The organism is Micromonospora rifamycinica (assembly GCF_900090265.1).
Taxonomy (GTDB): domain Bacteria; phylum Actinomycetota; class Actinomycetes; order Mycobacteriales; family Micromonosporaceae; genus Micromonospora; species Micromonospora rifamycinica.
In genome coordinates, this window is sequence record NZ_LT607752.1 from 2,401,044 (window position 1) to 2,421,180 (window position 20,137).

Genomic DNA, 20,137 nt, shown 5'->3' on the forward strand with positions numbered 1-20,137 from the left:
GGTCGCCCACCGTCGTGGGTCACCCACCCGCGTGGTCGGTCACCGCCCGGCGGTCACTCGAAGTCACCGCCGAAGTCGCCGCCGTCGTCGTCACCCTCGAAGGCGTCCTCGATCAGCTCCCCGGCGACCAGGCCGCCGGCGACGCCGAGCGCCGCGCCGGCCACCACGCCACCCATCCCCGGACCCCGGCCGTGGTGCCCGTGGCCCTGGCCGTGCATCGGGTAGCCGTGGGTGGGGGCACCGAAGCCGGAGGAGGCACGCAGGTTGCCGTACGTCGAGGTGGTCTCGCGCAGCCAACCGTCGACGACCTGCGCCCAGTCGACCCGGTCGGCGTCGGTGTGCGCGACGGTGTAGCGGCCGAACACGTCGTGCCCGGAGCTGAGGAAGCCGCCGCGCTTGTCGCACTCCAGCACCACCTCGACCCCGTGCGGGCTGGTGACGAAGGTCAGCTCGACCTCGGAGATGGCCTGCGCGTACTGGGGCGCGGCGAAGAACTCGATCTCCTGGTAGAACGGCAGCGTCTGCTGGGAGCCCCGGATGTGGCCCCGCTCCAGGTCGGCGTGCTTGAACCGGAAACCGAGCTGCTGGAACGCGCCCAGGATGTGCTCGTGCACCGGCAGCGGGTGCACGTTCACCTGGTCCAGGTCGCTCTTGTCGACCGCGCGGGCGATCGCCAGCTCGGTACGCAGACCCATGGTCATGCCGTGCAGGCGCTGACCGTAGACGTCGGTGATCGGGGTCTCCCACGGCACCGGGAACTGGAACGGGATGGCGAGCTGCTGCTTCGGCGCGAGCTGGAGCGGGCCGCTGACCACCATCCGGTGGAACTCCATCACCCCGGCGTACTCGCCGTCACCGCTCTCGACCTCGACCCGGGTGACCAGGCCGAGGCCGATCTGTTCGATGTTGGCCGGGGCGTCGCCGCCGACCAGGTTCACGTTGCCGTCGAGGGTCAGGCCGGGCCGGGTGTTCGGGTTGGCCAGGACGGTGTCGACGCTGGGCCCACCGACACCGAACGCGCTCAGCATCTTCTTGAAGACCATCGGAACTCCCGCTTCACGGTCGGCGTACTCCACCGTGGAGCACGCACGGTTACCCGGCGCACCCTAAACGGTAGGGCTGGGAAGTGGCTGAGAGGGCACGCCGCGGCGGGCCAGCAGGATCAGCGCCCCGGACGCCGCCACGAAGAAGACCGCCATCACCGACGCCATGGGTAGCAGGGTGGCGTACCCGAGGAGACCGGTGAGGGGCGTGACCAGCGCGCCGGCCAGGAAGCCCAGGCCACCCTGGAGGGCGGCGGCGGTGCCGGCGGAGCGTCGGCCCGCCTCCTGGGCCAGCGCGGTGGTCGCCGGCAGGGTCAGGCCCATCCCGGTGACCACCACGGCGAGTAGCGCCCACGGCACCGCCAGCGGCAACGCGGCCCGGCTGTCGACCAGGGCGACGACCAGCAGGGCGAGGGTGGCCACGGTGGACGCGGCCACCCCGACCGCCCGCAGCCGGGCCGCGCCGACCCGCACCACCAGCACCCGGAACAGCAGCCCGGAGGCGGCCATCCCGGCGGCGTTGGTGGCGAAGACGAGCGTGTAGCCAGCCTCGTCCACCCGGTAGACGGTCTGGAAGACGAACGACGACCCACCGATGTAGGTGAAGAAGCCGGCGACGGCCAGGCAGAGCACGGCGAGATGGGCGAGGAACGACCGGTCGTGCAGCAGGTCGGTCATCCGGGCCACCGCCTGGCGTGGTCCGCCGGCCTGCCGGCGGTGCGCGGGCAGCGTCTCCGGCAGCCCGACCAGCGCGGCCACCGCCATCACCGCCCCGAGCCCGGTGAGCGCGAAGAAGACGGTACGCCACGTGCCGTGGTCGAGGATCACCCCGCCGACGGCGGGTGCCAGCACCGGACCGAGGAAGGTCACCGAGGCGATGCTGCCGAACCGGGCGGCGGCCTGTGCGCCCTGCCAGGCGTCGGTCACCATGGCCCGGCCGAGCGCCAGCCCGGTGCCGGCGGCGACACCCTGGCCGAGCCGGGCGAGGACCAGGAGCCAGCCGGTCGGGGCGACCGCGCAGACCAGCGAGAGCAGCGCGAAGACCAGGGTGCTCGCCACCACGATGCCCCGCCGGCCCCGGACGTCGCTGACCGGCCCGAGCAGGAGTTGGCCGGCGGCCATCCCGACGATGAAGGCGGTCAGGGTCAGCTGTGCCACGGTGGCGCTGGTCTCCAGGGAGCGCCGCAGCTCGGGCAGGGCGGCGATGTACGCGTCGGTGGCGAACGGCCCCACCCCGGTCAGCAGCACCAGCGCCACCATGGACGGGGTGCCCGACGGGCGGCGTCGCCGTGACGGCGTGGGCGGCGTGTCGACCTTCGGCAGGGTCACCCATAGACCCTAGACGATCTGATTCGGATGGCGTCAGGGACGGTGCGGCCGGGAATCGTGCCGCCGCGCCGGCGACGTCCACTGTCAGCAGGAAAGCAGAACACGGAGAGTAACTCATACGTCCGTTTAGATGAGAATTCCGGCTTTCCTCCTGGCCGGTTGTGTTTTTTATTGACAGCTATTTGATCGATGGATAACTTCGTGACCAGACGCTTGTCGGGCAGCAAGGGAAACACGGGGGCTGTTCGGGGATCCGGTCGTGTCGAGTCGCGACCTATATGGACCACTGTCCAGACAGCGGATGATCTTTTCATGGTCGCCGACAGGCGACCACAACGGGGACTCGGTGCAGCAATGAACAATCGTCGCCAATTATTGGCGTGCCCAGGGGCATGCGGATGACCGCCGCCCTCACGCTCGTAGCAATTTCCCTCTTCCTGGCCATCGTGGTGCCCGCCGTCGTGCGGGCCGCGCGCCGCGTCAACCACGACCTGGCCGTGCTGGCGGAGCTTCCCGCCGACCCGGCGGCAGGGCGCACGTCCGCCTGCCCGGAAGACACCTCGCCGGTCTGACTCTCGGCCGTTGTCGACACCCGTCCATGCGGGCGTCGTTCACGCCCGCCCTGCGCCGGGTCCATCCGGTTCAGCGTGCGGCTTTTCGGTATGGCTCCACACCAGTGGAAATCCGTCCACTGGATTCATCGGGGAGATATTTGTGGGTCAACGCACCATGGTCGCGGGGATGTTGTCCGCCCTGCTGACCACATCAGCACTGGTAATTCCGTCGGGTGGGGCGGCGACCGCCGCCGCACCCGCACCCGCAGGCCGGGACGGAGCGGGCAAGCCCGTCGTGTCTCCGAAGTCGAAGTCCTCGGTGTGGCTCTTCGACACGCCGGACACCACCCGGTCCCGGGGCGCCTCGCTCGCCGGGGCCGCGCCGTCGGTGCCGAAGGGCACCGGCCCGGTGCGCAACGCCACCCAACTGTCCTTCTCGCTCAGTGACCGGCTCCAGGCCAAGGTCAACGTCGGTTCGGGCAACCTGATGCTGAGCAGCACCGAGCTCACGCTGCCGGGCGTCGCGGGGGACGTCACCGTCGGCGCCACCTTCAACAGCCTGCTGTTGGGCAGCGATCTGGCCACCGGCGCGCACGGCGCGGGCTGGCGCACCCGGGCCGGCCAGGACGTCAAGCTCTACCCGGCCGACGACGACTCGGTCACGTACGCCGCCGCCGACGGCGTGGTCGGCAAGTTCACCGCCTCCGGCTCCGGCTACTCCACGCCTGGCGAGTTCAAGGCCACCCTGGCGCACAACGGCAGCGGCTGGAAGCTCACCGAGCACGACAGCGGCCGGAAGCTGTTCTTCGGCTCCGACGGGCTGCTGGACAAGACCGAGGACCGCAACGACAACGTCACCGACGTCGCCTACAGCGGCGGACAGATGACCGGCATCACCTCCGACCGTGGCCCCACCGCGGCCCGTACGGCGGCGGCGACGTGGACCAGCGGGAAGATCAGCAAGTACCGGCAGACCGGCAGCGACGGCAGCTGGCGGGAGGTGTCGTACGCCTACGACGGCAACGGCCGCCTCCAGAAGATCCAGTCGGCGACCTGGCGCAAGGTGCTGTTCGAGTACGACACCGCCGGTGACCTCACGAAGATCACCACGAAGGACAACACCTACGTCACCATCACCTACGACGGCCAGCACCGGGTCACCTCGCTGACCCAGGTCACCGACAACGCCACCATGCAGGGATCCACCACCCGGCTGGCATACCCCACCTCCAGCCAGACGCTGGTCGCCGACGCCCGGCAGGACATCTCGCTGGCGGTCTCGGCGGTGCCGCACACCACCTACGACCTGAACAGCAACAAGCGGGTCACCAAGGCGACCGACCCGGCCGGCAACGAGCAGAGCAAGACCTACACGCCGTACAGCGACGTGGCGACCTCGGTCAGCCCCGAGAACTCCACGGTCACCAACACCTTCGGTGCGAACGCCGGTGAGTCGATGACCAAGTCGGAGTCCCCGACCGGGGCCAGCGCCTCCGCCGCCTACGCCAACGCCGCGACCTCGACGAACCCGACGGCCAACTTCCAACCGTCGTCCTCGATCGACACCCAGAGCAACAGCTCCACCTACACCTACAACGGCGCGGGCAACCGCACCTCCACCGCCGACGCCCTCGCCGCCAAGGCCGAGGTCGACTACAACTCCGACGGCACCGTCAAGACCTCGACCGACCCGGCCAACACCGGCAACCCCACCAACTACAGCTACGACGGCAGCAAGCAGCTCACCACGGTCACCCCGCCGACCGGCAACGGCCTGGCGACCAGGACCATGACGTACGACCCGTACGGCCGGCTGAAGACCGTCAACGACGGCTGCACCACCAGCTACACCTACAGCCTGGACGACCGGATCTCCCAGATCGACTACTCGGGCTGCGGCACGCAGCCGTCGGTCACCTACGACTACGGCGGCACCGGCAACCTGCTCACCCGGGTCGACGCCAGCGGCACCACGACCTGGTCGTACGACAATCTCAACCGGCTCCGCGAGCGGAACAACCCCGGCGGTGGCATCCTCACGTACGTGCCGGACGCAGTGGGCAACCTGGTGGGGCTGACCGATGGTCGGGGCACCACGACGTACTACTACAACACCCGCAACTGGCTGGTCCGGATGGACACCGCCGGGGCCACCCGCTACAACTTCCAGTACGACAAGGACGGCAACCGCACCTACACGTACTTCGCCACCAACGAGACCAACAGCAGTTGGGCGTTGCGGACCCAGACGAGGTACGACAAGTCCAACCGGCCGACCCGGATCACCGCCACCCGCAACTCGGCCAGCCCGGCCACCGTCTTCGACGTCACCTACTGCCACGCGGAGTACACCGCAGGCCAGCCCTGCTCGACGGCCAAGGCCGACGACACCGGCCTGCGCCAGTGGCAGAAGGACGAGGTCAGCGGCGCGGTCAGCCAGTTCACCTACGACAAGGCCAACCGCCTCACCAAGGCCACCGACTACAACGGCAAGACCTACGAATACGCCTACAACAGCAACGGCAACCGCACCAGCGTCAAGGTCGACGGCACCACCACCCAGACCCTGACCTACAACACCGCCAACCAGATCACCACCACCAACAACACCTACGACAACCGGGGCAACCAGACCCGGACCAGCACGCCGACGGTGAATCCGGTGACCTACAACCCGGCCAAGCAGATGACCGGCGCCAACAGCGGCAGCTACTCCTACGCCGGCAGCGACCAGGTCGAACTGACCCAGACCGCCACGGCCACCCTGCGGTACGGCATGCAGGACCAGCACGGCATGCCGTGGCTGCAGTCCTGGACGGCCAACGGCTCCACCGCCTACGTCGAACGCGACGGCACCGGCACCCCCCTGGGCCTGCGGCTCGGCTCCGTCGACCACGCCTACGTGCTCGACGCGCTGGGCTCACCGGTCGCCATCGTCAAGGCCGACGGCACCGTCTCGGCCACCTACCGCTACGACCCGTACGGCAACGGCACGACCACCGACGAGTACGACCTCAGCCAGACCAACCTCATCCGCTACACCGGCGGCACCTACGACTCGACCACCGGGTTCACCAAACTCGGCCAGCGCTGGTACAACCCGGCCCAGGGCCGCTTCACCCAACAGGACAACCTCAGCTTCATCGGCAACCCGGAGCATGGGAATCGGTACGCTTATGCTGGCTGCAGCCCAACCAATTTCATCGATCCCACCGGGCAGAGTTGGGAGTGCGAACTCGGAGGCATGATCGTCGTCGGCGCTTCTGCCGCAATTATCGCCGCCCCCCTGTCATATTTCGGACCTGGCGCAGTTTATGCGGGCGTAGCAGCCGGCTCCGCAATCGGTGGTGGCTACAAGTCCGTGTGTGAAAACATCCAAAAGGGCGAGCCCGTCAATTGGGGAGACGCCGCGCAGCAAGCAGCATGGGGCGTCGCCGGCTTTTTGATTAGCTAGATCAGCCAGTTCACGGGGATCTCCGGGCAACCCGCCGGAGACCCCCGTGAACTTATTCCAACCTTACCCACCCCAGAAATCGATGCACTAAGGATGAACAGGATGCCGACCGTTATTTTTGTCAGGGGAATAGACACGATCGGCGCGGGCAGGAAATTTCGCATATATGTAGATGGACAATTAGCCGCAAAGCTGGGAAATTCTGATCGAATTTCGATAGAAATCGGTGCGGGTAGCCATGTCGTGCAAGCCCGGCTCGATTGGCTCCGGAGTCCGCCGTTGACCCTGGAACTGACCACGGGCGACGTGGTAACGGTGGAAACGACGGCTCGGGGGAGGGCCACGAGCTTCACTGGCACGTTCCTTAGACCAAGAAGCGCCATCGATATGGTTGTCAAGGGCTACGAATAGCAGCCGCGCTGGACCTTTCCGCCGGCACGCCCACCATCGAGAACAGGCATGACGACTTCACGACAGCCCTACCGCCGACTCACGCGGCTTCCTCACCGAACGATCCAGGCTGGATGCCGCGTACCGTCCCCTCGAAGAGGTCTCGGGCACGGACGGTGACAGACCGGGTCACTCATCGCAGCACGGTCGGCCTGCTCAGACCGCGCAACGACAACAGCAGCAGCCACCACGGGGAATGAACAGGAGTGTCCACAGGGGCTTCGCCAGGCGGACCACACCAGGAATGACGGGCGTCACTGAAAGCTCGTACCGGTACCTGACGTCCGTGTCGCCCTGGGTTGGCGCCTGGATCGGGCACGAGTTGCTTTCGGGCGAACGTAGCGATGCCTAGCCTCGGTCTTTCATTTGAGTGCGGTGTCATAGCTGCTTCTCGATGTGATTGATTTGTGTGATTGTTGCTGGTTTGGTTGCATGGTGAGGACCCGGCGCGGGGCCGGGTTCCTCCGTTCTGCTGGTCGGGGCGTGAAGTCCGGGGTCAGCCGGTTGGTCGGGGTAGCGCGGCGAGTTTGCTGAATGCGCTGGTCAGGGCGTCGGTCCAGGGCCAGTTGGCGGCGATGGCCAGGCGTGTTCGCCGGGCGGTGCGGGTGATCCGGCCCGCGACGTGCAGCAGCCGATAACGCAGCTTCTTCGGCTCGGCGGTGGCCAGCTCGCCGTCCAGGAGCAGGACCTGAGTCCAGGAGAGCAGGTCGATGCCGGTCAGGGCGAGGTGGAGCCAGGCCTGATCGATCGCGAAGTGCCGGGACGGGAACCGACCGAAGCCGGTGTTCTTCCCGCAGCGGATCCGGTCCTCGACGCGGGCGTGGCCGCGGTGGCGGGCCTCCAGGAACTGGACGCTGCCGCCGCCGGGTGGGGTGTCGGTGGCGACGACTTGATGCCGCCACCCTTCGAGGTGTCGAACAGCGACAGCTGGGCGCCGGGGTGCGGGCGTTCCCTGCGGACGAGGAACCGGGTGCCGGGCGGCCAGCCGGTCGCCTCGAACAGGCCGGTGATCTCGCAGACCTCGGCATGCTCGCGCAGGTCACCGTCAGTGTCCACGGCAGGAACCCAGCCGGTCGCGGCCCGGATCGCCGCACGCACCGCTTCGGTGATCGCGGCGCCGACGGAGAACCGGATGTTCAGGTGCTGCTCGCGCAAGGACCGGATGTGGGCGAGGAATCCGTGGCTGGAACCGGCCGAATCGGCGCGGAGCAGGATCGGGATGCCATAGCGATGCTGGTCGGGGATCTGGGCGAGGGCCTGGTCGAGCACCGTGATGTGATCGGCGGTGGTGTTCGAGCCGGCCCGGCCTTCGCGCAGCAGCCCGGCGAGGGCTTCGCCGGTGTTGTCCAGGAAACACAGCAACGGATGGAAGCCGAACGTCTTCTTCCAGGTGCGGGTCGCCGATTCCTTCTCCGAGTGGCAGAGCACGATCGTCGCGTCGATGTCCAGGACCAGACCGTCGACCGGCAGGCCGGCCACGCAGGCCCGTGGCAAATCACCGCGGGTGTCGAAGTGTTGGGCCCAGGCGACCTCACGGGCCTTGGCCCGAGCGGACCGCAACACGGCGAGTGTCGCCTCGTCCAGTTTCGACAGCAGCCGCCAGGCGGTCGGGTCGGAGGCGACCGGCCCGAACAAGCCGGCCTGGTCACGCAGCACCGCCAGATCAGCGATCGCCTCACCACCGTCGGCCAGCATCACCGCCAGGTCCACGGCGATCCGGCCTGGATCGTGCCCGCCCTGCCGCTGCCGTAACCCTGCCAGGGCCTCACCGAACGCGCTGGTCAACCCGGTCGCGTCGGCCAACTCCGCGAGGAGGCGGGCACCGACGTGGCCCACCACGCCCCGCCCACCCCCGGTCACCATGATCTTCGGACGTGTTGCGGTAGCCTTCACCCAGCAAGTGCCTTCCGTGACAGGAACATGGGACCTTCGACAAGCCCCATTTTCCCTGATCAGAAGGCACTTCTTCGTTTCCGGCCCACTCCTTGGACAGCCCTTCACGAAGGGCCGAGGCTAAGCTGGCGGTGGCTCGCCACGAGCCACCGTCAGCTTCTTGCGAGAGCAACACTTTGAGGAGGAGCCGATGGCATCAGTTATGGTTCGTCGCGGGCACGACTTGGGGGGACTGCTACGCCGCATACAAATAGAGTTCGACGGCGTCGTTGTGGCCAGGCTGAAGCAGGGTGAAAGCACCATGCTGCAGGTTAGTCCCGGACCTCACGCCTTCAGGGCACGCCTCGACTGGCTCACCAGCGCCCCGCTCGAATTGCACGTGGAGGAGGAGGCGCAGGTAACCTTGGCGGTTGCCGCCGGCGAAGAGGTGCAGACATTCCATGCTACCTTCATCCAGCCGGAAACCGCACTGGAACTGCTGATAGTCGAACCTGGAAAAAAGTAGCACGAGCTTGCACCTGTAAGCCACGCCTGATGCCAACCGGCATCGACCGGCGCCGCCCAGAGGTCGCGGGGCACATACGGCGACGGGGGCGCGGGGAGGGCGGCCGTCGGGTTCGGAAACGCCGGCAGGGCGGTCCTGCGAGTTCACGAGGTTCGGCCAGTGCCGGCACAACCCAGCGCGGGTAGGCCCTGCCCAGCAGGACATGTTCAGCTTTCTCGGCAACCCCGACGAAGAAGGCCGCCCCGCATACGCTGTAAGCAGCCGTTCGAATTGCAGGATCTGATTCAGCCGGATCAACCGGTCGATGGGCGGAATTCGATGGGAAAACGATCGCCGCGACTCTGGCTTCTCGTCACCTTCTTGCCGTGCGTTCTGCTCGGCCCAACTGTCTTCCGACTGCCGTGGACGAAAAGTGCTGCTGTTCCGGAGTGCCGTTCCCTGCCACCTTCCTGGCGTTGCTGGCTGGGCCGAGGAACGGGAACAGGTGATCCCGGCCATAGGCGTCGTGGGACGGCCACGACGGCGAGCGGACCGAGGACGCGCTGGGCTTCGCCGGGCTGCCCGCATCAAGAAAGATGGGCGTCGCTGAAAGCTCGTACTGGTACCTGACGTCCGTGTCGTCCTGGGTCGTCGCCTGGGCGGGGTACGAGCTGCTTTCGGGCGAGCGTAACGATGCCCTGCCGCGGGTGTTGCTGATCGTCTCGCTTGCGGCACTGGTCGCTGGTGTCGTCGGACTGGTCGTGCTGAGGTCCCGGCGTCATTGACCCGCACCGCCGAAGCGACCGCTACACCGGTGGGACAGCCCTGAGTCCCTGCCCGGGCCTGTCATCGGATCGACCTGGGCGAGCCGTTCGCTCGACGAGAGTGGAGCCCGTAGGGTGCCCGGCTGCCGGCCCTATCCGGCGTCGTCGACGAGCAGTCCGCGCAGGACACTGCGTACCGTCGTCTCGAAGAGGTCGCGGGGTGCGGGCGGTGACGGGGGCGCGGCGAGGGCGGCCGTGAGGTTCGGGAACGCCGCCACGTCGATCCCGGCGAAGCCGGCCGGCGGCCCGGCGGACTCCCGGCGGGCGAACAGCGACGTCACCCCGGTCATCATGGCGATCGCCTCGAACTTGGTGACGGTGGACGCCGGCACCGGCCGCAGGATGGCCAGGCAGTGGTCGAACCAGGCCAGGCTCTGCGGGCCGGGGGCGGTCGGCCGGGGCAGGATCTCCACCAGCCACGGATGCCTGCGGTAGAGCGCCAACTGGCGGTGGGCCAGGCGCAGCATCGCGTCGAGCCAGTCACCGCTGCCGTCCGGGTACGGGCGCAACTCCCCCGCCGTCCGGTCGACCATCAGGTCGAGCAGGTCGTCCCGGGAGGACAGGTAACGGTAGAGCGAGCCGGCTCCGGTGTGCAGCGCGGCGGCGACCGCCCGCATCGAGACCGCGCCGATGCCGTCGGCGTCCGCCATCGCGATGGCGGCGGCCACGATCTCGTACCGGGAGTGCGTCGGGGCGGGACCGCGCAGGCCCCGCGCCGGTCGGGACCAGAGCTGCGGACGCCCTGGCTCATCGGGTGAGGACACCGTTACACTCTAACTGCGAACGCCGTTCGCGGTTTCCAGGGGGAGGACGAGATGGAACAGGACTGGAGCGTCCAGCGGGTGCCGGCGGCCGACGGTGCCGAGATCGTGCTCCACTCGGTCGGCAGCGGGCCGGGCATCGTGGTCGTGCACGGGGGCGGCGTCACCATCGACATCTACCGTCGGCTGGCGCTGCGGCTGGCCGACCGGTTCACCGTGCACCTCTACAACCGGCGGGGCCGGGCCGACGCGGCGGCCCGCGCCGAGCCCTACGACGGCGAGCAGGACGTCGCCGACCTCGGCAGCGTGCTGACCGCCACCGGGGTCCGCAACGTGATCGGCCACAGCGGCGGCGGCTTCGTGGCCCTGCGCGCCGCCGCACGCGACCTGCCGATCGACCGGCTCGCCCTCTACGACGCGGCGATCCAGGTCAACGGCCTGTTCCCCCTCGGGTGGGTGCCCACCGCACGGAAGGCGGCGCAGGCGGGTGACATCGCCCGCGCCCTGGCGATCACCGGCGGCGGCCTCAACACCCACTCGCCCGCGTCACGCCTGCCGCTGGCCGTCCGGACGACCCTCTGCCGGCTGTTCCTGCGGACCCCGGTCGGGCGCACCATGGGCGAGCTGCTGCCGACGACCCTCGACGAGAGCGCGCTGATCCAGCGGCACGACGGGCAGCCGGAGCAGTGGGCCGGCGTCACGGCCGAGGTGCTGCTGGCCTGCGGCGGTGCCGGGCCGTCCTACTACCAGCCGATCAACGAGGCGTTGGCCGGGGTGCTGCCGCACGCCCGCACGCTGGTGGTGCCGCGCGCCAGTCACGACGCGCTCAACCGCGCCCCGGAGCACCTGGTGGACGCGCTGGCCGGGTTCTTCACCGCGCCGGCCACCGCACCGCCGACCCGTTCGTGAAGGGCCGGCACCTCCCGCGCCGTCCCGGTGTACCGGCTCCCGGCGCGGGAGGTGCCGGAGGCGGACCGGCGGGAGGTGCCGGAGGCCGGAGGCGGACCGGCCGGAGGTGCCGCGCCGCCACCCACGGGACGGGTCAGCCGGGCTAACCGGTCGCCACCGGTCCACCGGCGAGGAAGTCCGCCAGGATGCCGGTGAACCGGGCCGGCTGTTCCTCGGCGGCGTAGTGGCCGCAGTCCTCGATGATCGCCTCGGTGACGTCGGCGGCGGCCAGCCGCATGGTCCGGGCGACCAGCGCGCCACTGTAGAGCGCGCCGCCGATGGCGAGCACCGGCAGCGTGAGCCGAGTCTTCGCCCGCCGTTCGTTCTGCGCGATGGTCTCGTCCAGTGCCCGGTAGTAGCCGAAGCTCGCCCGCAGCCCGCGCGGATCCGCGACGATCGCGTCGACGTAGACGTCGACCGCGTACCCGGGGATCGTGGTCGGGGTGGCGGCCTTCCTGGCGAACTGGTAACCGAAGAACAACCGCTCCCGCCCCCGGACGAGTTCCTCGTTGAGGTCGTCGAGCCGGTTGAAGCCGAAGTGCCAGAACCGTTGGTTGGCCGCGGCCGGGCTGAAGACCGACGGGCTCGGCGTGAGGCCGGGGATGATGGCGTCGACGACGGCGAGCCGGCCCACCCGCTCCGGGTGGTCGGCGGCGAGGGCGTACCCGGTCCACATGCCGATGTCGTGGCCGACCACGTCGAACCGGTCGTGCCCGAGCGCGGCCATCAGGGCGACCAGGTCGGCGGCCAGCGTGCCGGCGTCGTAGCCGGCGTCGGGCTTGTCGGAGAGCCCGGTCCCGCGCTGGTCGACGGCGACGACGGTGTGCGTACGGGCGAGCGCGGGCATCACCTCACGCCAGGCGTACCAGGTCTGCGGCCACCCGCCGACCAGCAGCAGCGGCGGGCCGTCCCCGCCGGTGACCGCGTGCAGGTGCAGCCCGTCCAGCTCGACGAGCTGGCTGGTGAAGACGTCGGTGAAGCCGGCGGGCAACCGCAGCGAACTCAAGGTTGTCATGCCGGCGACCATACCCATCTTGGAACGATCGATACAAGATGGCTATGCTGACCACCATGGCGGGCCGCAAGCAGTTCGACGTGGACGAGGCACTACGACGCGCGATGCACGTCTTCTGGCGCTGGGGCTGGTCGGAGGCCTCGATCGACCGGCTGACCGGGGGCACCGGCCTGGGCCGCAGCTCGCTCTACGGCACCTTCGGCGACAAGAGCGCCCTGTTCCGCAGCAGCCTCCAGCTCTACACGCAGACCTATCACCCGCTGTACGACCAGGCACTGCGCGGCCCTCATCCGGACCCGGGCGCCGTGGTGGCCGCCTTCCTCCGGGTCACCCTGAACCGCATCGCCGACCCGACGGTGCCGGACGGCTGCCTGGTCACCGTGTCGGCCACGCAGTTTCCCGCCCTCGACGCCGACGGCCGGGCGATGGTCCGCGCCACGATCGACGGCCTGCGGGCGATGCTGGAGCAGGCGCTGCTCGCGGCGGGGGCCGGCGAGCAGGAGGCGGCCGACCTGGCGTTGTGCACGCTGGCGACGAACAAGTCCCTGGCGGTGCTGAGCCGCGCCGGCTTCACCGCCGAGGAGCTGGCCACCGTCGCCGCAGCCGCCGCCCGCCCCCGGGACTGACGCCGACCCCGCCCGTTCCCGGGAGCGGTCAGTGCGTCCAGAAGGTCGCCGGGAGGGCTTCGACGTCGGTCGCGGAGCGTTCGAGCAGTGCCGCGACGGGCAGCAGAGCGGTCGCCGCGCCGTCCCCGGCGTCGGCCAGGTGACGGATCACGTCCGCCTGCCGCCGGGCCCGCTGGGGTACGGCGGCGGCGAACCCGCCCCGGTCGCCCGCGTAGCCGTACGCGTCGAGCAGCAGACGCAGCCGGCGGGAGCGCTCGCGCAGGTCGTCGTCGCCCACCGGGCTGCCGTCGCGCGGTGCGGCCAGCGGCACCCAGGTCAGCGCCGAGAACGCCAGATCCCACTCCCGGGACGACGGGCCGGCGGTGTCCCAGTCACAGAACCCGACCAGCCGGTCGCCGTCCACCACCGCGTTGTACGGGGAGGCGTCCTGGTGCCCGACGACCAGTCCGGGGCCCATCGTGCGGCCGACGAACCAGCACTCGTCCGACGGTGGGGTGAAGCCGGCGGTCAGGTCGTGGACCCGGCGCAGCCACCGGCCGACCTGGACCAGCATCGTGTCGGCCGTCGCCCATCCGGGCCAGGGCTCCCGACCGCCGATCGTCTCCCCCGGCAGGTAGCTGAGCATCTCGCGGCCCTGGTCGTCGAAGCCGAGCGCGCGGGGAGCGGCGTCGAACCCGGCGTCCTCCAGATGTCGCAGCACCGCGTGCACGGTGGGGGTCCACCGCGACGCCCGCTTGTGGACGACACCGTCGATCAACACGGCACCGGTGGTGTTACCGCCGGGCAGCACCTCTTCACGCATCCACCCGGTATACCGGGGGCCGCGACGCCAGCGACACCGAATTTCGGACGACCGCGCCCGACCGTGGCCCGACTGTCAGACCCCTGTGCTCGAATGCCGGCATGCACATCGTCGTCTGTGGCGCGCTCGTGGTGGACGACGCGGTCCTGCTGGTGCACCGCAGTCCGACCCGCCGGGCGTACCCGGATCTCTGGGACCTGCCCGGCGGCCACGTCGAAGCGGGCGAGTCCGAACGCCAGGCCCTCGCCCGTGAGCTGCGCGAGGAGGTCGGCGTCGAGATCGTCGCGGAGGCCTGCTCACGGGTGGGTGACCTGTGGGCCGGCAGCGGCGAGGACGCCGTACACGTGGCTGTCTGGCACGTCGGAGCCTGGCTCGGCTCCCCCACCAACCGTGCGCCCGACGAGCATGACGACCTCGCCTGGGTCGGGCTCAGCGAGCTGGACGGGCTACCCCTCGTGAACGGCGGCCTGCCGGCGTTGCTCCGCGCCCTGGACCGGCCGGCCGCCTCAGGCCTGATCGAGGAGGTGGCGTGACGGCAGGTAGTCGATCTTCGTGTCGGCGTAGACGCCGAGCGTGCCGTCGTCGAGGCACCTCAGGCCGACGCTGACCCAGCGCACCTCGCCGTCGGCACCGAGCGCGTAGCCGACCGCGACGGCGAACTCCTCACCCCCGCAGGGGCAGGCGCAGGGCTCGTGACCGGCCTCGTCCCAGTAGTCGGCGCTGTCGCCGATGAAGGCGACCGCGCCGCAGGCGAGGCAGGTCCGCCGGGTCGCCTCCTCCTCGTCGAGGTCGACACGGAAGGCACGGCCGTCGCACCCGGCGCACCGGGACTCCACCACCGTGGCCACCGGGTAGCCGCCGGCCGCGAAGTGCCGGAGGTAGTCGGCGAGGTCGTCCACGTTCTCCCCACGCCACCACTTCCCGGACCTGTCGAGTGCCATCCCGGCATTCTGCCTGGTGCGGGCGGCGCGTCGGCGAGCGGACGACCCCTCGTCCGGCTCAGACCCAGGTGGTGGCCAGCCAGGTGGCGACGGCGGCGGTCACCAGCAGGACGACGTTGAGCCCGATCTGGCGGGTCTCCCCCCGGGACAGGTGCACCGCGATGCCGCCGACCTGGATCAGGACGAACCCGACTGCCGCCGCGACCGCGAGCCAGGGTGCGATCCCGGTCAGCGGCGGCAGGACCAGGCCGACCGCGCCGAGAACCTCCAGCACCCCGATGGTCCGGACCAACGGCATGGGTACGCGGTCGACCCAGCCCATCATCGGCTGGAGCTGCTCCCGGCTCTGGGTGGCCTTCTTGCCCCCGGCATACAGGTAGAAGACGGCCAGCAGGGCGGCGACGATCCAGTAGGCAAGGGTCATGACGGGCTCCTTCGGCACTGGGCTCGATGGTTACGAGAAGGAAGTAGCCACATCATGTGTCAGTATCGAGGGGCTTACAAAAGGCACACGGATGTGCGTAACGCACAGAGGATGGTCATGTCCCAGTACGAACACACCTGCCTGATCCGGGGTGACGGCGGCCGGACGATCCGGGCGATCCTCGACCGCATCTGCAACAAATGGACACTGCTGATCGTGGCGACCCTCGACGGGGGCGCACTGCGCTTCACCGAGCTGCACCAGCAGATCCCCGGCATCTCCCAGCGCATGTTGACGCTCACCCTGCGCCACCTGGAGCACGACGGCCTGGTGTCCCGGACGGCGTACGCGGAGGTCCCGCCCCGGGTGGAGTACGCGCTGACGCCCACCGGCAAGAGCCTCATCCCGCCCGCGCTGGCCCTCGCCGGCTGGGCCATCGAACACGTCCCCCACATCGAGGCGAGCCGAGCCCGCCACCAGACCCCGCCGGAATGACGGACGCCCGCCAGTCCCTGAGCCGACGCGACGCCGCCCGCCGGTGACGCCGGTATGAGCCTGGTGGCGGGGTTCGTGCCGATCTGGCTCCTCACCGCGGTCGGCTACGCGGCCTGCCGTGGGGGTCTGCTGGGCGAGGCGGTGGCGTCGGTGCTCGGCCGGTTCGTGTTCCATCTGGCGATGCCGGCAGCCCTGTTCCTGGCCCTTTCCCGGATGCCGCTCTCCGGGCTCGCCGGCCGCCCGCTGCTCGCCTTCGGAGCGAGCACCACTGCGGTCGTCGGGTTCGGGTGGGTCAGCGCGGGCCGGCTGTTCGGCCGCGAGCCCGGCGAACGGCCCGTCTGGGGCATGGCCGCCGGCTACGTCAACTCGGCGAACCTCGGCATCCCGATCGCCACGCAGATTCTCGGCGACGTGTCGTTCCTGGCGCAGGTGGTGCTGCTGCAGGTGCTCGTGGTGACACCCATCATCCTGGTCGCCCTGGACCGGCACAGCGACCCGGCCGGGCGGGTACGGGTCCGCCGTATCGCCTCCCTGCCGGTACGCAACCCGGTGATCCTGGCGTCGCTGCTCGGTGTCGCATGTTCGGCCGCTGACCTGCACCTGCCGTCGGCGGCCGGCGCGACGCTCACCCTGCTGTCGGGCGCCGCGGTTCCGGCCGCCCTGGTCGCGCTCGGCGCGTCGCTGTACCACGCGCCACCGTCACGGGCCGAGCGGGCCGAGCGGGCCGAGCCCACCGAACGGGCCGAGCCGACCGAGCCCACCGAACGGGCCGAACGGGCCGAGCCGGCGGAGCTGGCCGTGATCACCGCGCTGAAGCTCGTCGCGCAGCCGGCCATCGCGTACGCGGCCGGGCTGGCCCTGCACCTGCCCGCGCCGCAACTGCTGGCCGTGGTGGTGTGCGCGGGCCTGCCGACAGCACAGAACACCTTCATCTTCGCCCAGGAGTACGGTGTCGGCGGGGCGGTGGCCAACCGGGCGGTGGTGGTGACCACGACACTGTCGCTGGCCACCCTGGCGACGACGGCCACGCTGCTCGGGTAGGCCCACCCCTCGGGCTGACGTCACAGGCTGGGCCGTGGGTGCCCACCACCGTCACGGCGGTGGGCACCCCCTCCCTGCCGGTCGATCAGAGGTTGCCGCCGCGGTTGAGCCAGGCGCGGACCGCGCCCTCCCGGTAGACGACGAGGTAGTCGGCCTTCCCGTCGCCGCTGATGTCCTTGAACTGGACGTGTTCACCGGGATAGCCGGACTCGTAGGCGAAGTTGAGATGTTGCTCGAACCCGCCGGCGTCCTTCCCGCCCCGGTTGAGGAAGGCGTGCACGTTGCCCTGTTCGCCGACCATGATGTAGTCGGCCCGCTTGTCGTTGTCGACGTCGGCGAAGCGCAGGTTGAACCGGCTGGCCCCGTTCACGCCGGGCGCCCAGCTCAGCCTGACCTGCCACGCGGTGGTCCGGGTGGCACCGGGGTCCAGCGACGTCGGGTAGTTGACGTAGGCGTGCACCTCACCGGTGGCGCCCAGGCGCAGGTAGTCGTCGCGGCCGTCGCCGTTGACGTCGGCGAACCGGATGTGGTCACGATTGACGTTGCTCACCGGAGCAATGTCACCGGCCTTGCGCACGAACCCGGACGGTCCATTGTTGTAATAGACCTCCATCGCCCCGACTTCGGACACCACCAGCACGTCGTCACGGCCGTCACCGTCCATGTCGGCCAACCGGAGCTGATCCGCGAAGGACGGGGCCGACGGATCCGACGGCACCTCGTGGACACCGGCCGGCGCGAAGGTCCCCGTCCCACCACCCCAGTAGAGCCAGGTGGGTTGTCCGGGCAGATCCTCGGTGTTGATCGCGATCCGGACCGTGCCGTCCTTACGGATCTGCACGTAGTCGGCCCGCTTGTCGCCGTCCATGTCGGCGATCTCGGTCCGGGCGTAGTTCCCGGGACGTTGCATGCCCGAGGCGATGACACCCAGTTTGCGCCACCCCTCACCGAGCGCGGTGATCCCGGAATCGGGGTCGCTGTCGCTCGGGTCGTCACAGGTCGAATCGGTGTTCTCGGGGTCGTAGTCGCGGATCCAGCCGAGATCCTTCGCCGTCACGATACCGGCGTAGAAGTCCCGCCCGAGCTTGTCGTAACCCTCGTCGTCGGGGTGGGAGTCGTTCTCCAGACCGTCGTCGATCGTGAGATCATCGGTGTCCACGAGAACCACCCGCTTGCCCGCCGCGCGCAACTCGTCGACGATACGCGGCAACTGGGCGTTGAAGGCGTCGATGCGCGGTTGCAGGCCGGCCTTACCGGTCGGGATCAGCTTCGCGACGACGACCACCGCCTTCGGCGAATCCTGCAACGCCTGGCTGATCAGGTTCTTGAGCCGCTGGGGTGCCTGGGCCAGGTTGAAGTCCTGGTTCATGTCGTTCGTCCCGGCGTGCAACGTGATCACGTTCGGCTGGTACTGGGTCGCCCAGCAGACGGCAGCCGTCGCGATCTGATCGATACGCCAGCCACGGTGACCTTCGTGGGCGTTCTCGACCATCGAGCCGGTCTTCACCGAGCCGACGAAATCCACCACGTTGCTTCTGACGTGCAGCTTCTCGTAGAGCTTTCGGCGGTAGCCGTTGCCGTCCGTACTCTGCTCGCCGTAGGTGATGGAATCACCGAGCGGCATGACCCGCAGCGGCGGGAACTGGACGCCGGCGGGGGGCCAGTCCCGGTTGTAGGCGAGGATCTCGTCCAGCAGCTTGCCGCCGGGAAAATCCATCATCAGAATGCCGAAGCGCTTGAGTGCCGGCTGGCCGCCGAAGCTGTCGGGCCGGCCGGGATAGAACTCCGGGCACCGGCCGTCGGTCCCGTGCAGGCACTGGATGAGGAACTCGTTGACCCCGGTGACGCTGCCGCCCTCGGCGACGGTCCTCGGCCAGACGCTACCGCTCTTGCCGCTGGCGCTCAGGTAGTTCAGGTAGAGCGCGTCCGGCTGGTAGGGGTACTCCTTCTCGCCGGGTCGCTGCTGGTCCCAGACGCCATTGGTCCTGCGCAGGTGCGTGCGTACCTTCTCCCACTTCTCGTCGATGTCGAACATCGTGTCGATTTCCCAGTCGTCCTGGATGTACTCGTTGCCGCCATTGTTGTTGGGGTACAGGGCCTGCAATCCGTACCCGCTGAAGAGGCTGCCGTTCTTGTTGCGGAACCCGGTGAGGACGACCTTGCCGCGCACGTCGCCCAGGGTCGGGGTGGCGGCCCGGCCGTCGGCGTCGACCGACTCGTCGTAGAACAGGTCCCGGTAGGACGTGCCGGGGATGGTGTCGTTCCCGACACCGGTATAGGTCTTCCCGTCCAGATATCCCTGGAAGATCCTGGTCGCCCACGTGTCGCCGGGATAGCCGCTGGCGTCGGAACACGAGGTGCTCCCGCCGAGGCACTCGGCCTTGAGGTTCAGCAGGATCGTCTCGCCCGGGTTGGCCGCCAGGAAGTCACGGGTCCTTCCGAGTACGTCGTCGAAGTTCGCGTACTGGTAGTAGGGACCGTGGTGGACGGTGAACTTCAATCCCCCGTCGCTCTTGTCGACGCGTACCCGGATGTCGATGGCCCGGATGCCGGCGTTGTACTGGGTCGTGAGGGTCTCGCCACTCCAGCCGTGGAACTCCTGCGTCTTGGTGATCCCCGTGCTGATCGGGTCACAACTGGGGTCGATCGGGGCCGGCGGGTTCGAGCTGGACGACGAGCCGCACATCGCGAGACTGTCGTGGGTGCCCGGGATCGACATCCAGGCCAGGTTGGTCGAGCTGGGCAGCTCGGTCATCCACGTCCGGTTGGCGGGTGACGCCTCGGTGATGTCCCCCGCCCAGTCGCTTGCCATCGCCGGCCTGCCGGGGACCACCGCCACCGTCGTGGCCAGGGACAGGACAGCAACCGAGCACACGCTCATGGCCCGCGCGTACGAGCGCGATCGTGGCCGGAACCTGGCAACCGACGATCCCCGGGGATGGCGTTGTCGTGGGTGGAATGGGCCTGTGGCATGGCTGAACATGCCGGCAAATCGTGCGGTCGACTGGTTCACGGCCGCGAGGGTACGGCACCCCTCCGCCATCGCGATCTCT

Annotated in this window: 17 protein-coding genes and 1 pseudogene; 9 read left to right on the forward strand and 9 right to left on the reverse strand. The window is 69.3% G+C overall.

The features are described from left to right. Positions 1 to 53: 53 nt before the first annotated feature. Both GA0070623_RS09575 and GA0070623_RS09580 read right to left on the reverse strand, forming a co-directional pair. Complete coding sequence (locus GA0070623_RS09575) at positions 54 to 1,043, reverse strand: sporulation protein (RefSeq protein WP_067312376.1); 990 nt, start codon at positions 1,041 to 1,043, stop codon at positions 54 to 56. Between the two features lie 63 nt (positions 1,044 to 1,106). Continuing rightward, positions 1,107 to 2,372: a multidrug effflux MFS transporter gene (locus GA0070623_RS09580; RefSeq protein ID WP_067312379.1), complete on the reverse strand. Its 1,266-nt coding sequence runs from the start codon at positions 2,370 to 2,372 to the stop codon at positions 1,107 to 1,109. Positions 2,373 to 2,770: 398 nt separating this feature from the next. On the opposite strand from GA0070623_RS09580, the gene GA0070623_RS09585 reads away from it, so the two are divergent. Both GA0070623_RS09585 and GA0070623_RS09590 read left to right on the forward strand, forming a co-directional pair. After that, on the forward strand, positions 2,771 to 2,944 hold the full coding sequence (locus GA0070623_RS09585) for a hypothetical protein (RefSeq protein WP_157517594.1): 174 nt from the start codon (positions 2,771 to 2,773) through the stop codon (positions 2,942 to 2,944). A gap of 142 nt (positions 2,945 to 3,086) precedes the next feature. Further along, complete coding sequence (locus GA0070623_RS09590; protein ID WP_231932735.1) at positions 3,087 to 6,380, forward strand: RHS repeat-associated core domain-containing protein; 3,294 nt, start codon at positions 3,087 to 3,089, stop codon at positions 6,378 to 6,380. A 946-nt stretch (positions 6,381 to 7,326) separates the two neighbouring features. Here the strand turns inward: GA0070623_RS09590 and GA0070623_RS09595 are convergent. Then, positions 7,327 to 8,693, reverse strand: a pseudogene (locus tag GA0070623_RS09595) (IS1380 family transposase). 220 nt (positions 8,694 to 8,913) lie between these two features. On the opposite strand from GA0070623_RS09595, the gene GA0070623_RS09600 reads away from it, so the two are divergent. Both GA0070623_RS09600 and GA0070623_RS09605 read left to right on the forward strand, forming a co-directional pair. After that, complete coding sequence (locus tag GA0070623_RS09600) at positions 8,914 to 9,228, forward strand: hypothetical protein (RefSeq protein WP_157517622.1); 315 nt, start codon at positions 8,914 to 8,916, stop codon at positions 9,226 to 9,228. 575 nt (positions 9,229 to 9,803) lie between these two features. Further along, positions 9,804 to 9,992, forward strand: a complete 189-nt coding sequence (locus tag GA0070623_RS09605; protein ID WP_067313605.1) for a hypothetical protein — start codon at positions 9,804 to 9,806, stop codon at positions 9,990 to 9,992. Between the two features lie 131 nt (positions 9,993 to 10,123). On the opposite strand, the gene GA0070623_RS09610 is transcribed toward GA0070623_RS09605, so the two are convergent. After that, complete coding sequence (locus GA0070623_RS09610; protein ID WP_231932736.1) at positions 10,124 to 10,795, reverse strand: TetR/AcrR family transcriptional regulator; 672 nt, start codon at positions 10,793 to 10,795, stop codon at positions 10,124 to 10,126. Positions 10,796 to 10,846: 51 nt separating this feature from the next. On the opposite strand from GA0070623_RS09610, the gene GA0070623_RS09615 reads away from it, so the two are divergent. Continuing rightward, complete coding sequence (locus GA0070623_RS09615; RefSeq protein WP_067313601.1) at positions 10,847 to 11,701, forward strand: alpha/beta fold hydrolase; 855 nt, start codon at positions 10,847 to 10,849, stop codon at positions 11,699 to 11,701. A 142-nt stretch (positions 11,702 to 11,843) separates the two neighbouring features. Here the strand turns inward: GA0070623_RS09615 and GA0070623_RS09620 are convergent, their stop codons facing one another. Beyond that, a complete protein-coding gene (locus GA0070623_RS09620) occupies positions 11,844 to 12,755 on the reverse strand; it encodes an alpha/beta fold hydrolase (RefSeq protein WP_172898383.1) in 912 nt (303 codons plus the stop codon). 38 nt (positions 12,756 to 12,793) lie between these two features. Here GA0070623_RS09620 and GA0070623_RS09625 point away from each other — a divergent pair, with 38 nt between their 5' ends. Continuing rightward, positions 12,794 to 13,381, forward strand: coding sequence for a TetR/AcrR family transcriptional regulator (locus GA0070623_RS09625; protein WP_231932737.1), 588 nt, complete (start codon positions 12,794 to 12,796; stop codon positions 13,379 to 13,381). 28 nt (positions 13,382 to 13,409) lie between these two features. Here GA0070623_RS09625 and GA0070623_RS09630 read toward each other — a convergent pair whose 3' ends face one another. After that, positions 13,410 to 14,183 (reverse strand): phosphotransferase, encoded by a 774-nt coding sequence (locus tag GA0070623_RS09630; protein ID WP_067313597.1) that lies wholly within the window; start codon positions 14,181 to 14,183, stop codon positions 13,410 to 13,412. A 101-nt stretch (positions 14,184 to 14,284) separates the two neighbouring features. Between GA0070623_RS09630 and GA0070623_RS09635 the strand changes: the two genes are divergently transcribed. Next, positions 14,285 to 14,716, forward strand: coding sequence for an NUDIX domain-containing protein (locus tag GA0070623_RS09635; protein WP_172898384.1), 432 nt, complete (start codon positions 14,285 to 14,287; stop codon positions 14,714 to 14,716). Here the strand turns inward: GA0070623_RS09635 and GA0070623_RS09640 are convergent. After that, a complete protein-coding gene (locus tag GA0070623_RS09640; RefSeq protein ID WP_067313595.1) occupies positions 14,690 to 15,124 on the reverse strand; it encodes a hypothetical protein in 435 nt (144 codons plus the stop codon). The two genes, GA0070623_RS09635 and GA0070623_RS09640, sit on opposite strands and share 27 nt — an antisense overlap. A gap of 58 nt (positions 15,125 to 15,182) precedes the next feature. Next, on the reverse strand, positions 15,183 to 15,548 hold the full coding sequence (locus GA0070623_RS09645) for a DoxX family protein (protein WP_067313593.1): 366 nt from the start codon (positions 15,546 to 15,548) through the stop codon (positions 15,183 to 15,185). Positions 15,549 to 15,665: 117 nt separating this feature from the next. Here GA0070623_RS09645 and GA0070623_RS09650 point away from each other — a divergent pair, with 117 nt between their 5' ends. Together GA0070623_RS09650 and GA0070623_RS09655 are read left to right on the forward strand one after the other, a co-directional pair. After that, complete coding sequence (locus tag GA0070623_RS09650; protein WP_067313609.1) at positions 15,666 to 16,043, forward strand: winged helix-turn-helix transcriptional regulator; 378 nt, start codon at positions 15,666 to 15,668, stop codon at positions 16,041 to 16,043. Between the two features lie 54 nt (positions 16,044 to 16,097). After that, positions 16,098 to 17,084, forward strand: a complete 987-nt coding sequence (locus tag GA0070623_RS09655; RefSeq protein WP_067313591.1) for an AEC family transporter — start codon at positions 16,098 to 16,100, stop codon at positions 17,082 to 17,084. Between the two features lie 85 nt (positions 17,085 to 17,169). Here the strand turns inward: GA0070623_RS09655 and GA0070623_RS09660 are convergent, their stop codons facing one another. Then, positions 17,170 to 19,896, reverse strand: coding sequence for a phosphatidylinositol-specific phospholipase C domain-containing protein (locus GA0070623_RS09660; RefSeq protein ID WP_172898385.1), 2,727 nt, complete (start codon positions 19,894 to 19,896; stop codon positions 17,170 to 17,172). Positions 19,897 to 20,137: the final 241 nt, after the last annotated feature.

Excerpts from the sequence above, each read along its gene's own strand:
- GA0070623_RS09575 (WP_067312376.1), bottom strand. The coding sequence starts at position 1,043 with ATGGTCTTCAAGAAGATGCTGAGCGCGTTCGGTGTCGGTGGGCCCAGC.
- GA0070623_RS09585 (WP_157517594.1), top strand. The coding sequence starts at position 2,771 with ATGACCGCCGCCCTCACGCTCGTAGCAATTTCCCTCTTCCTGGCCATC.
- GA0070623_RS09600 (WP_157517622.1), top strand. The coding sequence starts at position 8,914 with ATGGCATCAGTTATGGTTCGTCGCGGGCACGACTTGGGGGGACTGCTA.
- GA0070623_RS09605 (WP_067313605.1), top strand. The coding sequence starts at position 9,804 with ATGGGCGTCGCTGAAAGCTCGTACTGGTACCTGACGTCCGTGTCGTCC.
- GA0070623_RS09615 (WP_067313601.1), top strand. The coding sequence starts at position 10,847 with ATGGAACAGGACTGGAGCGTCCAGCGGGTGCCGGCGGCCGACGGTGCC.
- GA0070623_RS09620 (WP_172898383.1), bottom strand. The coding sequence starts at position 12,755 with ATGACAACCTTGAGTTCGCTGCGGTTGCCCGCCGGCTTCACCGACGTC.
- GA0070623_RS09625 (WP_231932737.1), top strand. The coding sequence starts at position 12,794 with ATGGCTATGCTGACCACCATGGCGGGCCGCAAGCAGTTCGACGTGGAC.
- GA0070623_RS09630 (WP_067313597.1), bottom strand. The coding sequence starts at position 14,183 with ATGCGTGAAGAGGTGCTGCCCGGCGGTAACACCACCGGTGCCGTGTTG.
- GA0070623_RS09635 (WP_172898384.1), top strand. The coding sequence starts at position 14,285 with ATGCACATCGTCGTCTGTGGCGCGCTCGTGGTGGACGACGCGGTCCTG.
- GA0070623_RS09640 (WP_067313595.1), bottom strand. The coding sequence starts at position 15,124 with ATGGCACTCGACAGGTCCGGGAAGTGGTGGCGTGGGGAGAACGTGGAC.
- GA0070623_RS09645 (WP_067313593.1), bottom strand. The coding sequence starts at position 15,548 with ATGACCCTTGCCTACTGGATCGTCGCCGCCCTGCTGGCCGTCTTCTAC.
- GA0070623_RS09650 (WP_067313609.1), top strand. The coding sequence starts at position 15,666 with ATGTCCCAGTACGAACACACCTGCCTGATCCGGGGTGACGGCGGCCGG.
- GA0070623_RS09655 (WP_067313591.1), top strand. The coding sequence starts at position 16,098 with ATGAGCCTGGTGGCGGGGTTCGTGCCGATCTGGCTCCTCACCGCGGTC.
- GA0070623_RS09660 (WP_172898385.1), bottom strand. The coding sequence starts at position 19,896 with ATGGCAAGCGACTGGGCGGGGGACATCACCGAGGCGTCACCCGCCAAC.